This is a genomic window from Arthrobacter sp. TE12232 (assembly GCF_054062615.1).
Map to the genome: position 1 here is coordinate 641,821 of NZ_JBSSFK010000001.1, position 13,590 is coordinate 655,410.

The 13,590-nt window shown below is 62.6% G+C and carries 11 protein-coding genes and 1 pseudogene; 5 read left to right on the plus strand and 7 right to left on the minus strand.

Going from position 1 to position 13,590, the window contains the following annotated elements:
- Nucleotides 1-105 precede the first annotated feature (105 nt).
- From ACVWZ7_RS02860 to ACVWZ7_RS02875, 4 genes are all read left to right on the plus strand, one after another.
- A complete protein-coding gene (locus ACVWZ7_RS02860; RefSeq protein WP_456506927.1) occupies nt 106-465 on the plus strand; it encodes a hypothetical protein in 360 nt (119 codons plus the stop codon).
- Nucleotides 462-4,031 carry a MobF family relaxase gene (gene mobF, locus ACVWZ7_RS02865; protein WP_456506928.1) on the plus strand — a complete coding sequence of 1,190 codons (3,570 nt, stop codon included), beginning with the start codon at nt 462-464 and terminating at the stop codon, nt 4,029-4,031. The genes ACVWZ7_RS02860 and mobF overlap by 4 nt, the downstream gene beginning before the upstream one ends.
- Before the next feature lie 22 nt (nt 4,032-4,053).
- Complete coding sequence (locus ACVWZ7_RS02870; protein WP_456506929.1) at nt 4,054-4,620, plus strand: hypothetical protein; 567 nt, start codon at nt 4,054-4,056, stop codon at nt 4,618-4,620.
- Between the two features lie 115 nt (nt 4,621-4,735).
- Nucleotides 4,736-5,020 carry a hypothetical protein gene (locus tag ACVWZ7_RS02875; protein ID WP_456506930.1) on the plus strand — a complete coding sequence of 95 codons (285 nt, stop codon included), beginning with the start codon at nt 4,736-4,738 and terminating at the stop codon, nt 5,018-5,020.
- Nucleotides 5,021-5,154: 134 nt separating this feature from the next.
- On the opposite strand, the gene ACVWZ7_RS02880 is transcribed toward ACVWZ7_RS02875, so the two are convergent.
- A complete protein-coding gene (locus ACVWZ7_RS02880; protein ID WP_456506931.1) occupies nt 5,155-5,658 on the minus strand; it encodes a single-stranded DNA-binding protein in 504 nt (167 codons plus the stop codon).
- A 349-nt stretch (nt 5,659-6,007) separates the two neighbouring features.
- Here ACVWZ7_RS02880 and ACVWZ7_RS02885 point away from each other — a divergent pair, with 349 nt between their 5' ends.
- A complete protein-coding gene (locus ACVWZ7_RS02885) occupies nt 6,008-6,277 on the plus strand; it encodes a hypothetical protein (protein WP_456509167.1) in 270 nt (89 codons plus the stop codon).
- Between the two features lie 258 nt (nt 6,278-6,535).
- On the opposite strand, the pseudogene ACVWZ7_RS02890 reads toward ACVWZ7_RS02885, so the two are convergent.
- The 6 genes and pseudogenes from ACVWZ7_RS02890 to ACVWZ7_RS02915 all read right to left on the minus strand — a co-directional run.
- Nucleotides 6,536-6,877, minus strand: a pseudogene (locus ACVWZ7_RS02890) (ArdC-like ssDNA-binding domain-containing protein); the annotation flags it as partial.
- 84 nt (nt 6,878-6,961) lie between these two features.
- The gene (locus tag ACVWZ7_RS02895; RefSeq protein ID WP_456506932.1) at nt 6,962-7,474 is read right to left on the minus strand and encodes a hypothetical protein; all 513 of its coding nucleotides are present in this window, start codon (nt 7,472-7,474) and stop codon (nt 6,962-6,964) included.
- Complete coding sequence (locus ACVWZ7_RS02900; RefSeq protein ID WP_456506933.1) at nt 7,461-9,008, minus strand: type IV secretory system conjugative DNA transfer family protein; 1,548 nt, start codon at nt 9,006-9,008, stop codon at nt 7,461-7,463. Before ACVWZ7_RS02900 ends, ACVWZ7_RS02895 begins: the two co-directional genes overlap by 14 nt.
- A gap of 272 nt (nt 9,009-9,280) precedes the next feature.
- Complete coding sequence (locus tag ACVWZ7_RS02905) at nt 9,281-10,495, minus strand: ATP-binding protein (protein ID WP_456506934.1); 1,215 nt, start codon at nt 10,493-10,495, stop codon at nt 9,281-9,283.
- A 227-nt stretch (nt 10,496-10,722) separates the two neighbouring features.
- Nucleotides 10,723-12,222 carry an SCO6880 family protein gene (locus ACVWZ7_RS02910; protein ID WP_456506935.1) on the minus strand — a complete coding sequence of 500 codons (1,500 nt, stop codon included), beginning with the start codon at nt 12,220-12,222 and terminating at the stop codon, nt 10,723-10,725.
- On the minus strand, nt 12,215-13,588 hold the full coding sequence (locus ACVWZ7_RS02915; protein WP_456506936.1) for a type IV secretion system protein: 1,374 nt from the start codon (nt 13,586-13,588) through the stop codon (nt 12,215-12,217). Before ACVWZ7_RS02915 ends, ACVWZ7_RS02910 begins: the two co-directional genes overlap by 8 nt.
- Between the last annotated feature and the right edge of the window lie 2 nt (nt 13,589-13,590).

Below are 13,590 nucleotides of genomic sequence, written 5' to 3' on the forward strand. Positions count from 1 at the left end.
TCGCGGAGAACTCAGCGGTTCTGCTCCACGCGCTGCGCCAATCGGCAACGTGACCGCAAACGTCGAGAAGCCCGTCGATCAGGATTGGCTCCCGTACCCAAGTCATTGGCGCCTCACGTCAAAGCCCAACTGACAGCAACGAAACGCCAACTGGCGTCGAAAACAAAGTCCTGCCAACGCCAGCGCGAAGTACTCCAGTCCAACCTCCGCTCCCAGGCCTCGGACATCGACCGACTCGAAGCCCAGAACTCCGAACAGCGCCTGAGCATCAACCGCCTCCAGTCAGAAGTCGCCCGCCTTAAACGCGCCCAAATAACGAATGTCCAGGACCTCGCCCACATCGCTGCCTGGCTGGTCTCGCTTGCCCAGGCAAAGGGAGTCGCACTCGACTCCGCAACGCTGGAGATCCTCCGCCGCCGGGGATGGAATCCAACGAAGCGTCAAGCCGGAGCACCGCGGCCATGACGATGTCCATCGCGCGGCTCTCGGCACAATCAGGCCTACGCTACTTGTTCAAGACCACGATGATGGACGATCTCCCCTCGTCTCCCCCGGACTCCACCACGTACTACATGAAGGCTGGCACGCCAGAAGGCCGATGGATTGGCAGCGGACTCACGGGTATCAACAGAACAACGGCTGACACCGTCACTGAAACAGACGCCAAGGGAGTCTTCGATTCAGCGACTCATCCTGACACCGGAACGCCGCTAGGCCGGCCTCACGGCCGACCCACCGTCGTCGGCAAAAAGGCCGGCCCGCCCACCACACGGCACGCCGTCGTCGGCTTCGACCTAACTTTCAGCGTCCCGAAATCGGTGTCGGTCCTGTGGGCGCTGAGCCCTCGCAGTACGCAGGACCTGATCCTGCGAACCCACCATGAGGCGGTCGAAGCAACCCTGACTTGGATCGAAGAGAACGTCATCCACACACGCGCCGGACGGAACGGCGTCGCCCACGTCGGCACGATGGGCGTCATCGCCGCAGCCTTCGACCATTGGGAATCACGCGCCGGCGACCCGCAGCTACACACCCACTTGGTCATCGCCAACCGCGTCCAGCGCATCACCGATGGCGCCTGGGTCACCCTCGACTCCCGCACCCTATACAAGGCTGCCGTCGCCGCTAGCGAACACTACAACGGGCTCCTGTTCGATGCCATCCACCAGCACCTCGGAAGCGACACCGAAATCCATATCCCCGCCGCCAACACCCGCAACCCCAGTCAACAGCTCACGGGCGTAGACGAAGAACTCATCCATGAATTCTCCAACCGCTCCCGTCTCATCAATCTGGAAACCGACCGCCTCGTGGCGGAATGGGTCACCGAGCACGGTCGTCCACCGACAGCAGCAACAACCATCAAGTTCCGTCAACAAGCCACACTCGCTACACGAGCCCCAAAGGCCGAGCTCCCCACTCCCCTGCATGAACTCTCAAACCAATGGCGGGCACGAGCGAATGCCAAAGGCTTCCAACCAGCTAACGTCCTCGCCGCCACGATCAACCGCTCCAAGAGTTCGCCGTTCGCCTTCACAGACCTCACTCCTGGCTGGATCTGCGCCGTCGCAACCATTTCTCGCGAACGGGTCGCGGGCAAGCGCTCAACCTGGAACCGGTGGAACCTCCTCGCCGAAGCCGAAAGGGTCTGCGCCCAGCTCCGCTGCCGCTCGGTTGCAGACCGGAACGCGCTGATTGACGCCGTCGCCACCGCCGCCGAACAACAGTCAGTGCCACTGAACGAGTGCCGCTACCGTGTCCCTCTCGATGCCGGGCTCGACCTCCGACTCGGAAAACACAGCGTCTTCGACTTCCATGGATCCCGCCTCTACACCGACACGTCGACGCTCGCCTGTGAGGACGCCATCATGGCGGCAAGAAAGGACGACGGCGGCCCGGCCGTCCGCGCGGATGTCATCATGGATTCGATCGAGCGAGTCCGACGGTCCGGGAAGCCGGAGCTGCACCCCGATCAGCGTGCAGCAGTTGCCGACGTCGTCCTCAGCGGCAACCGGCTCGACGCCATCGTCGGCCCAGCCGGCACGGGAAAGACAACGACGCTGGGCGCGGTCAAGGCGACGTGGGAAGCAGAGTACGGCGCCGGAAGCGTCATAGGCCTTGCCCCAGCGGCGGCGAGTGCTGACGTGTTGGGCAGGGAACTTGCTATGGCTACCGAGAATGTCACCAAGTGGCTGCACGAGTCGGTGGGCCAAGGGGCAAGTTCCAGGGCCGGGCGCTTCTTCGACATCCAGACCCGGCTGACGAGGGTACATTCCGGCGAGCGCCGGAGTATCGCGTACGCTCAGGAAGCTGCCCGGCTCGCTGCAACCCAGCAGCGATGGTGTTTCCATGCGAATCAACTCGTCATCATCGACGAAGCCTCTATGGTCTCCACTTTCCAGCTAGCTGCCCTCGTGCAGCAAGCACAGGAGGCCGTCGCGAAAATCCTCCTGGTAGGCGACCCGGGCCAGCTGGACGCGATCGACGCGGGCGGCGTCCTGGGCTGGCTGGACCGGGAAGGAAAGACGACCCGGCTTAGCACTATCTGGAGATTCCATGAGGAGTGGGAGCGTGCATCGTCCCTCAAGCTGCGGAGGGGAGACTACTCCGCGGTCCCGGATTATGAGAAGCATGGCCGGATCCGGCACGGCACCTACCAGGACATGGTCGACCAGGCGTACCTTGCCTGGCAGGCCGATACCCGGGCGGGCAAATCGTCCATCCTTATCGCCGCCGACAATGACACGGTCGGCATGCTCAATGAACGCGCCCAAGCCGATTTGGTGTCCCAGGGCGTGGTGGATCCCGAACAGACACTGCTGCTCAACGATGGCCTGTTCGCGGGTTCCGGTGACACGATCATCGCCCGTGGAAATGACCGAAGGCTCATCGACAGCGAAGGTGACTTCGTCCGGAACGGAACGCTGTTCGACGTCGGAGGCGTCAACAGGCACGACGGCTCACTCCTTGCGCTGCGACGCGAAACGGGCGCGAGTGTCATACTTCCCCGGGCCTACCTCGAGTCGTCCGTTGAGTTGGGTTACGCGACCACCGCTCACCGGTCCCAGGGCCTAACGGTCGACACTGGCCACACCGTAGTTACCGAGGGTCGCCTCACCCGCGAGCTACTGTACGTCAGCATGACCCGGGGCCGCTTCGCCAACTTCGCCTACGTCAGTGAAGGGGATGACTCTGAGCATCCTGCCGTCGACCCCTCGCTTCAGCTCTCATGGCGGAGCATTCTGGGCGAGGTGCTGGCTGCGGAAGGTGCCGAGCGGACCGCCCATGAAGTGCGTGACGCGGAGCGCACAAAGTCGGACAGCCTTGAGCGGCTCCACGCGGAGTATGACTACTTGGCGCAGATCGCAGCAGGCCTGGATCTAACAAGATGTCTGAACAAGTTCACGCCCGGCATCTCGACACGGCTCGGACAATCGCCATCGTGGGGTGCGGCCGTGGCGGCGTGGCGGAAAGCCTCAGCAGTCAGCCATGAGGGTGCCGAACACGTCCTGGAGCAGACTCTCTCACACACAACGGGTGCCCATGATCCCGCGGCTGTCCTCAGTATGCGGCTGCGTCAGTGTTTGAAGGGGATGCGGACGGCGGGTACGGACCCCGTGGTGGAGGTGCTTGATATTTCCCGCCCTGACTTGGCGGAGCTGATCGATCAAGTCAGGAACCGCATATGGCAAAGGACCGAAACAGTAGCCCTGGCTGCCCTCCTTCAGGATCCCGAATGGAAGAGCAGCATCATTGCCTCCGTCGGAGAGGCCACGGGTGACGACCTGTCCGGTCGCCTGATTCGTGACGTCGCCATCTACAGGGACAGATGGGGCATATCGGACTCGCCCCTGCCACTGGGACCGGCTCCGGCCGATTACGAGTGGGAACAGCTGGGGCAGAGGGAAAGACTTAACGAAGTAATCGAGGGTGCTCGCAGTCGTACGAATGCGGCTCAACCAGCCGTCAGCGCGATGAATCTGCCCCGTCCACAGCAGGACGTCCTTACCAGTGCCGGCTGGCAGCTCTAAGCTGATGCAAGAGGTATGGCGAATGGTCGTAAATCCGGCGGTGAAACCCAAGGTAGCGACAACCGGCCTGGTAGTGGCCAGCACGGTTGTCCTCATAGCCCTCGCCCTCTTTCTCGCATTTGTAGCTGCCGCTGAACTCCCTTCGATATTGAAGACGGTCATTGGCGGCGTCCTGCTGACAGGAGTGCTGCTGCTGCCGTTGCTCTGGTGGAGACAAGCCGATCTACGCCGTATGTGGCTGGCCCACGCAACGGAACGGTGGAGATCTTTCAACGATGCCAAGCTAGGCAGCGGCACCACGGCCGAAGTAACGCTCCTCAACGTCGACGCAGTGCAACCCACCGGTTCATGGGTCACCATTCTGTGGAACCGCTTCAACCATGTTCAGCCGGCCTGGATAGAGGCGCTGCCGGAACCGCTATGGCCAGGAACCGTCCTCCTCATCACCCCTGACCCGGCCCAGGTAATGCCCGGCACGCCATGGCCGGACGTGTATTTCGTACGGGCCGCTGACTGTCTGGCATGGGCACCGAGCGACGGACGGCCGGCCAGGACCTATTCCCCATCAGATATTCAGCCGGGTAATTGAACCTGTGCCGTCAGCACTACGGCGAGCGATGAGCGGAAGTGTACGGACTATAGGTCTCGTTGAGCGGCTCTCGCGCCCATCCCTGCATTCGAACATATGTTCTATACTTTTCCTCGTGATCAAGTCTGGCTCCCCTGAAGATCTTGAGCGCATAATGGCTCGGATGGACGCTGAGGCAAGTCGACCGATAGATGACCCGGCGCCGATCCAAAACTTCCCAAAGTATGGCCGCCCGCTGGTGTATGTCGGCGGTATTTACGGCAAAGCCGTGGGCTGGACACCCAAGTATGGACTCATTGAGTGGCTGGATACTTCCGGCAAGTACCACATGGGCTGGGCCCACTCATCGGGTATCAAACGTGTGCGGCCGGAAGAGTGGAAGGGCAGTAGCGGGCTGTAGCCGGATGTTGTGGCCCAGCAGGCCGGAAACAACGCTATGGCCTGATCCTTCGGAAGGACCAGGCCAGCTCGCGTTCTCAGGCGTGGCACAAGGGCCACACTCTGATTCAGACTTCGGCGTCCGCAGGCGCGCAGTCAGAGGCTAATCTCGTTCCGCGCTGGCCCGCCTAAAGGGGGCACTGCCACCGGACCCTTAGTAGCGATGCTGTAGGCAGGCTGGGTTGCCTCAGGCGCCGCTTGTAGACCGGTGTCTACCCCAACTGCAGGGCCAGCTGCCGTGCGCGGGGAACGCTGGTATGCGGCTGTGCCGAAGCGGAGATCAGGACCTATGGTCTCAGCGACGATGCGGCGGGCCTCCCGTTTCTCCCCATCCTTTTCGAAGGCACGGAACTCGAGTTCACCCGAAACAGTAACGGGGTCGCCCTTCTTAAGGGAGCTCGAAGCATTCTCAGCGAGCGCCCGGAACGCAGAGACGTTGTGGAAGACAGGGTCTCCGTCGTGCCAGCTTCCGTCTGCCTCTTGGATCCGCTGGTTGACAGCTACCCGCAGCTTGGCGTGCGCGACACCGGACTCACCATAGGTGAGATCGGGGTCCGCGACGAGATTGCCGGCGATATTGACCGGAATCTTGGTACTCATATCTTCTGTCCTTTCCTTCGCAGACGGGTCTTTCCCGTCTAACACTCTGTCCGCTGACCTATGGGCCCGAGATCTCCAAGCCACGCGACGGCCCGCCCGGTTGCTTCAAGCCCACGTAGGATTCCTGGCCCTGCACTCGGTGAGAGGCTTCAGTCGCAGGGACCTTCCCACCGAATCCCGGAGGGTCAGTGGCTTCGAGTATTACCTTGCTAGCTACGGTGACGCGGCCAAGTACCGACTTCGCTATGTCCACTCGTGAAGCAGGTTGTTTCAGGGAGACACCTGCACCTGCACCTGCCCGCTCCGCCGCAATCACTGCGTCAGCCCAGCCGGACAAGTAGCTTGCTGATTGGGAACCCCGATCGATGCCGTGCGCTTTCAACACGGTGTAGGCAACGGACTCGGCCTCAACTTCGGCCAGTCCACGGTGGTCCACGCTGCTCCCGTAAAGCTTGCCGACTTCGTCATCAGGACCGTGCAGCAGAACGTGCCCAAGTTCGTGCGCCAGCACTGCAGCGCGTTCCTCAGCATTCAGCCATCCACCCACCTGAACCTGGCGCTGGGCGAAATCTGTGAAACCACTGGTCAACCCGTACTGTGCCTCTGTGACGTGTACTGAGAAACCATGAGCGCGGGCAACTGCGGACAATGGCGCCCACAGTTGCGGTGCCCCAGCGGAAGAAGGATTGGCAGATCGTGGAACCAGGAGCGGAGTGCCCTCGGTTTGGGAAACGTCAAAGACAGCCTGCCCTCGCCAACCGGTGATCAAGGTCTTCTTTCCCTCATCGACAGCGCCTCTGGGAAGCCTGTCGCCCACGGGGATCCGCTGTCGCGTGCCGTCGGGCAGAAGCATCTGTTGAACACGGGCTGTCCTGGGTGCAATAACCCAGAGCGCGTGCTCACCCCGAAGGACGGTACGCCCGTGTCGCTCCCATTCCTTGTAGCCTGCGACGAGTGACGGTTCCTCGGTACCCCGCTGTGCCATCTGCACCATCAGCAGGGCAACATTCCCGCCGGAATAGCGCCACAGGTTGGCGGACGCATCGAGCAATACCTGCCAATGTGAGGGCGACTCAACAGCCGTCTCCAGGATTGAGTGCAAGCCGTCCATCAGTGCTGCGACGCGTTCCTCGGGTGCGAGACGGCGAGCGCCCAGTCCGGCGAGCGCGGAACTCGGGTCGGACGAGATGGATGGTGGAACTTCGGGTCTAGCGGCCATGACAGCCACCCTTCATGCTTCTTGGATCGCAGCGGTGCTGCGCAGACACCCGTTCATGGTTGTGAGCCAGACGAGCAACATGACTCAGAATTCAGGAACCAGCTGATGGGCAGCCTTGCGCCACTCGAGGAAAGCAGGGTCGTCGCTCGCCAATATTCGGGGCGCCGGTTCCTTGTGCACCTGCAACCCAACGCAGCCTGCGGTCCTTGTGTGCATTCTCAGACGTTCGACGGCGTGCGGCAGCCTCTCGTGGAAGGCGAGAGGACCGAAGCCCGGGTCGTCCGGCGTGAAGGAAGCGAGCTCCGCGCGCTGCAGGGCATAGAGCTCAGCCACGATCTCGGGATGACGCCACCAGCAATCCGGAACGACCGACGTCGTTAGCTGGTAGGTGGCGATGAGCCACCGCACCCAGGAAGCGAGGGACCCCCAGGCGTCCTGCGCTTGCTCTGGCGTCATCTCCCGCCAGCGGCGGGTTACGTTCTTGGAGACTATGGCTGGAGCAAAGGCTGATCGGAACAGCTGCGCAGTGACCTCGTCGTCCCCAAAGGAACCCGAGGACGGTATGTCGAACTCTTCAGTGTCGTCATGGTTCCTCATCGGGAATCCCTTCGGTCTTCTGCTGCCGTTGCCGGTGACCGTCAGCCAATACGCGCTCCATTTCGGCCTTCAGGCGGCGCAGCTCCCCTGCGTCCTTGCGCTTGTGCCACTCAAGAAGGTCCAACAAGATGGGCCGAGTCCGCCGGCCAAGCATGAGCGCGGTCCCGGCAGGCAGTCGTCGGATCTCGTCCAAGGCGATGACCGGACTTTCGCGTATCTGCTCACCGTCCTGCCGGCCCTGGTACGACCACGACCGAGTGGTGAGAGTGAGACTCCGCTCCCCCAGCAACCCGGCAAGTGAACGGAGGTCCCGTTCATCGGACCCGCCGCCGAAGATCACCTTGATGATGGCGGAGTCCCAAATCGTCGCCGCCTCATCGATGGACCAGCCGGAACGGGCCTGGGACAAGGACTGCAGAACCACAAGAGTTGAAATGCCGATCCCGCCGCCATCGGAGAGCGCTACGGGAAGTCCCGGCCACGGGGCCAGGTTGGCTATCTCGTCGAGGATCAAGGAAAGCGGCGGCTCCAACCGGCCACCTGGCGATACAAAGGCCATCTCCCTCGCCGCATTGTCGATGTCATCGATCAGCGCGGATAGGTACGGTCCTGCTGCAGCTGCCCCCGCCCGCGTGCCGATCAGATATAGGGTGCCCCGGTCCCGTATGAAGGCTTTTGGATCGAAGTCTTCGGACTCGTCCTGCGGATTCAGTGCGGCCAATACTTTCGGGGATGACAGCGGTGCCACCGCCGCCGAAACACCGATCCACGAATTGGACGTATTCCGCGGGTCGTCCTCCAGAATGCCCATCAAATCGGCCTGCCATCCCAGTGCCGCTCCGGGCCGGCCGAGCACCTCCAGTGCTTCCCGCGCCAGTACCGGGCTGGATGACCAACGCCGAAATGCCGTCACTCCCTCACCGGACAGTGCCGCAGCATGGAGCAGGCACTGAAGAACTATCAGTGAGCGCTTCTGCCACGCTGCGTTCTCACCCTTCATCTCCGTGTCCGCCGTGATGACCAGCGCCCGCCGGGTAGCAATGTCCGGGTCCTCACACCCGCGGACCGGCGACCAACGAAGCGACGACGGAATCCCCGACATGCCCTGCGGATCAAAGACAGTCACAGGTCTTCCGCCGGACGCCCGTGCCTTCATGGTGACAACCAGGTTGTCCGCGCGCGTTGATGTAGTGACGACTGCACCCGGCGCATCAAGGATGGCGTTGATGACAACGTAAAGACCCTTTCCGGATCTCGGGGCGCCTAGAATCACCATCGACTCTTCGGTGGAGACATGGACAGTGACGCCTCGGGAGCGGCCCAGCGTCCACGACACGTCCTGCACCAAAGGGTCTACGATTCCTGGGCGAGTGAACCTCCCTCTCTTCTGCACAGCCCTCGCCCCAAAGTCGTGGAGAATCTCGGCCCGCCGGGCAATGCCGTCGCGGTTCAGGATGTCCTGGCGCAACCACCCGCCCGATTGCTTCCATCGCCGCCAAGCGACCAGTGCACCAACGGCGAGCGCACCAACCACGAGGAGCGTGGGGGCCAGAACCCACCAGACGCTGTCCGTGCCAAGTGCGCAGTCGGCCCGGCGGGTAACTATCCATTCCATCCTGTCGGCCAAAAGTCCGACGGCGGCCGCCGGGTTGAAGGGCGACGGCGGTGTTGCGCCGCAGTGCCAAGAGATCGCCATGTGCGCTGCAGCCTGGATGATCGCGCAGAGGCATACGTAGGCCGCCGCCCCGACAAGGCCAGCGGTGACCAGTGGATTGTCGCTTGCAGCCCGCGAGCTCACCGGCCGTCTCACAGCATCCTGTCGTCTGTCCCGAAGACAGCGAGTTCATCAGTGGTCACGCGGTTGGCGACGATGAAGGAGCGGTTCCCTACTTTCCAGAGCCCGACCCCCTTCGGCAGGTTCTCGACATGCTCGCACTCAGCTTCGGTGAGGCCCAGCGCTTCTTTGGTCAGGCGCATCGCGTCGTGTTTCTGCCGGTAGATGATTCTGGTGTCAGCCTCGGTCAGCAGACCGAGTGCTTTCTGCCGGTGTCCGCTGGTGCTGTCTCCGATCTCGTTGAGGTCTGCCACCTTGTGCATGATCAGCAGGTTCGCGATCCCGTAGGTTCTGGCCAGCCGCCACTGTTCGCTCATTTTTGCCAACATGTATGGGTCGGCGAGCATCCGCCATCCCTCGTCGTAGACGACAAGCCTTTTGCCGCCGTCGGGGTTTGTAATAGCGGCTTCCAACCAGGTGGCGCCGCAGGCGGCCGCCAGTGACAGGGCCTGCTCCGACGCCCCGATCAGGGCGGAAGTGTCCATCACCATCATTGGGGCGTCGGCGTCGAAGGCCACGGTGGACGGCGCATCGAACATGCCTTCGAGATCGCCGGACACCGTGCGCCTCAACGAGTGACTGACCGCGGTTCCTCCCTCGACACCAACCAAGGCCGTCATCTCCTTCGATGGTTTCAGCAAGTGGTCCAGCACCATGGGCAATGTGGGGTTTGAGTTCTCGGCCATGGTTTCCATGAGCGCGATGTCCAGGGCCGTGTGTTCTACTGGGAGGAGCGGTGTGCCCTGCCGCATGAGCGAGACCAAGGCCACCAGCAGATAGCGACGCCGCTGCCTCACCACCGCCTGCCAGTGGGCTTCGGTGAGGGCGCGCGGGCGAGGCCCGGCGTCAAGTGGATTGACTCTTGCCGGACGGCCGGGGCCTACCGAGATGACCTTGCCTCCAACAGCCTTGGCAACGGCGACCCACTCGCCTTTGGGATCAGACGCGACAGCCGCCTTTCGCCCCAGGGTTATGGACCTTGCCACCAGGGATTTGCCGCACATCGACTTGCCCGTGCCGACCGTACCAATCACGACAATGGACGGGCCGCTAATGATGCCTTTGTCATAGAGGATCCAAGGATCGTAGGAGAAGGCCCCGGAGCCAAAGACGTCGGTGCCGATATAGGTCCCCTCGTGCCCCAGACCTGATTCCGTCAGGAAGGGGTAGGCAGCGGCGAATGTCATAGTCGAGGCACGGTGCGGCGCTGGGCGCAGCCGATGGGGACCCCGCAGGGAGCTCGGCTCTTTAGTCCCCCAGTCACTAGTGATGCGGAGCCCATCGAAGTCGAATTGCTTTTCCCGTACCCCCGCGCTCGCCGACGGTGCGGCTGGTGGCGCGTTCCGCCGTCGTGCCTTCCGCTCGTATCGATTCTTTCCCGACGGGAGGTACTCAAGGCTTTTCGTCTTCTGCTTCATCGCAGTCCCCTTCCAAGCGGCAGTCCTCCAGCCACAAACGCTGCCCATTGCTGTCCGTAGAGAAGCCGCAGTTCAACGAATGCTCCTGCGGCAGCGGACTCAAGTTCCTGGCGATGCCGCGCCAAGTCCTCCAGGGAGGTGGCCGTGACGGTCATGTAGGCCGCAGGCCGCACGTCGCCATGGCCGGCCACAATCTCCTCTTCCCGCTGGCTCACTTCTTCTTCCTCAGCCTTTTGCTCACGTGTGAGTGGCCTGTCGAACCGGGCGTTGATACGGCGGCGGGTCTCATGCGCCTCCTGGGCGGAGCGGATGTCATGCAAGGCTTCAGCGGTAGGCACTGCCCGTATCACTTCGGTGAAGGTGTGGCGGAATTCGCCGACATAGATCAAGGGATGCAGGAATCCTGGGAAGACTTTCTGCCGGGGCCATTCAGCGATCCAGAAGGTCTGGTGAAATCCCGAGTCGGTCCGCAGGTAGGTCCAGTGTTCCTCGACGCCCATCGGACCATGCCTGTGGAGGTTATCCATCCCCTCAGTTCCCGGCGCGTCCGACGGCGGGGCTGCCGCCACCGGCGCTTTGGCGGATGGCAGCGATGCGGGATCGAATGCTCCACGAATGATGCCGAACAGTCCGCGTTCTCCGACCCACTCCTCCACCTTCACGTTGTGAGTAGCCAGCGACGTTTGTATGGCTTCGACTTCCAGCCGCATGACATGCTCAAGGCCGATTAGTCCCCCGCCCGACTCTTTGATTCGCCGCCGGGCCTTGCTTGTGTCCAGAACGATCGTCACCAGGAGTTCATGGCTCATGGTTGAGCCGGCTGCGCCCAGCAAGTCCTCATACGCGCGTTGTCCCCAGGTGACCTTTTCGCCGCCACCGTCGGCCAGCATGGCGTTGCCTCTGTAGAACTCCCAGAGGGCGGAAGAAGGATAGGGCACGGTGTAATCCTGGACGGCAATCCGGGCGATGCCTTGCCGTTGAGCCATGCCGGCCTGTACCCGTGACCAGGCCTGGACAGCCCACGCCTTATCGTCTGCGTCTAGGAGCGCAAACGATCGCGTACTGCACCGCAGCACAGCGATCGCTTCCCTACCGTGGCGGTCCACCAGGAAGCATTCACCGCTGGCCGTTGTTCGTATCTCCAAATTGCCGAGCCCGCCGGGGAGAGCTAGACGCCCAGCAAGTTGTGGCGCGGCTGGCTTAGCGAGGAAACGCGTCTGTCCGGCTGCTGACCGGTAGAAGAATATGGCGATCTGCTTCGCCCACACCGGATATGGGATGCGGGAATACTGGAGCAGTCCGAGCAACATGAGCCCCAGCCACATGGGCCCTGTCGAGAATAGGGCTGAGGGACCGCCAGTCGCCGAGGCCACAACGGCAACTGCCCCTCCCCCGGCGACAATCAGCAACTGGTACCACTTGAGCCCGAGGAAGAATCCCCGGCGCTCGTACCTAGGGAATTTGACGGCCTCAAGAACCCTCGAATCTTCAGACATGAGGGGTTCCTCCCTTCGGGGGGTCAATCCTGGGTGGGCGGGGTTTCGGAGCTTCCACTCTCGTGGGGCTAGGTGCGCTGGCGTTGGGCTGCGCTCGCGGTTCGGCCTCTCCCGGCGGGTTCCGTCGGGCAGATGCTGGGGCGCGGCCGCCTTGATTATGGGGAGGGCCTGCAAGCACGGATCCTGGAGACTCCGAAGAATGCGGCGCGTTCGCGGCACCAGTGGCCGAAGCCGTGTCCAAAGCCAGTTGCCCTCCGTCATGACCTCCGGAAGACGCCCCGGTTCGGACAGCGGGTGCCAAGATTTGTGTCGGGAAGACGCTACGGCTCGAGTTGATAGGCCGGGTCATGGAGGAGCGACTTACCAGGTTCGCGAGCGCAAGACGCCCACCTGTCTGCCTACTGATCTGGCGGGCCGCCACGCTGCTGCTCCGGGACAGAACGTGACCGCCTCCGGCCGTCTGCGCTGCGGCAGCGAGCTCCCCTCCCGCGAAGCTCACCAAACGCAAAGCCATCAAAGGTGCGCCGCAGGCCAGGGCCATGCCCACCGTGCCGGCTGCCAAACCCGCAAAGGACTTGGATTCCGCAAAGAGCTTCACCGCAACGGCCAGGACGGTTCCCGCCAGTGGTTTGGCCAGCACCAAGGCAATGACCACCTCACACCAACGGCGTGCCCAAGACTTTGTCTTGTCCCAGGGAAGCAGCATAAGGGCCACCGGAGCGACGGCAGCCAACACGACGAGCGCGAAGGAGCGGAAGATCATCGAGCACATCAGGATAAAGGCCAGGATCCAGACGACAATAGTTGCCATCACCGTCACGACGACGGCGCCAGGAGCGCCCCCGGTTGTCCCAGGCGCCAACGAGACCAGATTCCATTCCCGCCCTGCTCCTTCTGGTGCCCGCTGAAAACCGAAAAGCCTCATAAAGACCAGGTAGGGATCTGAACCGATCGATTCGAGCAGAGCGGCTGACGCTAAGTCGCTTGCCCGAGTCAGTTGCCGGACGAGATAGACGGCGGCCCCGACCAGTGGAATGGCGGCTGCTCCGCCCAGCATCGCACGTCCGATGCGTCGTGGCTGCTGGCTCACCAAGCCTGACAGGACTTGAAGGATCATCACGACGACGAGCGGCGTCATCATGACCACCACCCACCAGCTCGTCAGCCCTTCGATGGAGAGCCATTGTGAGTCGTCGACGTCCGACACGGTGAAGGCGCCCGTGATGAAAGCCCATAACCAAGACGCCATGTTCTGAAGGATGTTCGCGAAGAGCGACGTGACTGCGCCCAGGGCGTTGTCGTTCGCTTGTGAGACCAGGCCGCAGCCGGGCGGCCACCATCCATTGAGGTCGCACTCAACAGGCATGA

Bases quoted from the DNA above. Each gene is read 5' to 3' on its own strand.
- mobF (WP_456506928.1), top strand. From the start codon at position 462: ATGACGATGTCCATCGCGCGGCTCTCGGCACAATCAGGCCTACGCTAC.
- ACVWZ7_RS02870 (WP_456506929.1), top strand. From the start codon at position 4,054: ATGGTCGTAAATCCGGCGGTGAAACCCAAGGTAGCGACAACCGGCCTG.
- ACVWZ7_RS02880 (WP_456506931.1), bottom strand. From the start codon at position 5,658: ATGAGTACCAAGATTCCGGTCAATATCGCCGGCAATCTCGTCGCGGAC.
- ACVWZ7_RS02895 (WP_456506932.1), bottom strand. From the start codon at position 7,474: ATGAGGAACCATGACGACACTGAAGAGTTCGACATACCGTCCTCGGGT.
- ACVWZ7_RS02905 (WP_456506934.1), bottom strand. From the start codon at position 10,495: ATGACATTCGCCGCTGCCTACCCCTTCCTGACGGAATCAGGTCTGGGG.
- ACVWZ7_RS02910 (WP_456506935.1), bottom strand. From the start codon at position 12,222: ATGTCTGAAGATTCGAGGGTTCTTGAGGCCGTCAAATTCCCTAGGTAC.
- ACVWZ7_RS02915 (WP_456506936.1), bottom strand. From the start codon at position 13,588: ATGCCTGTTGAGTGCGACCTCAATGGATGGTGGCCGCCCGGCTGCGGC.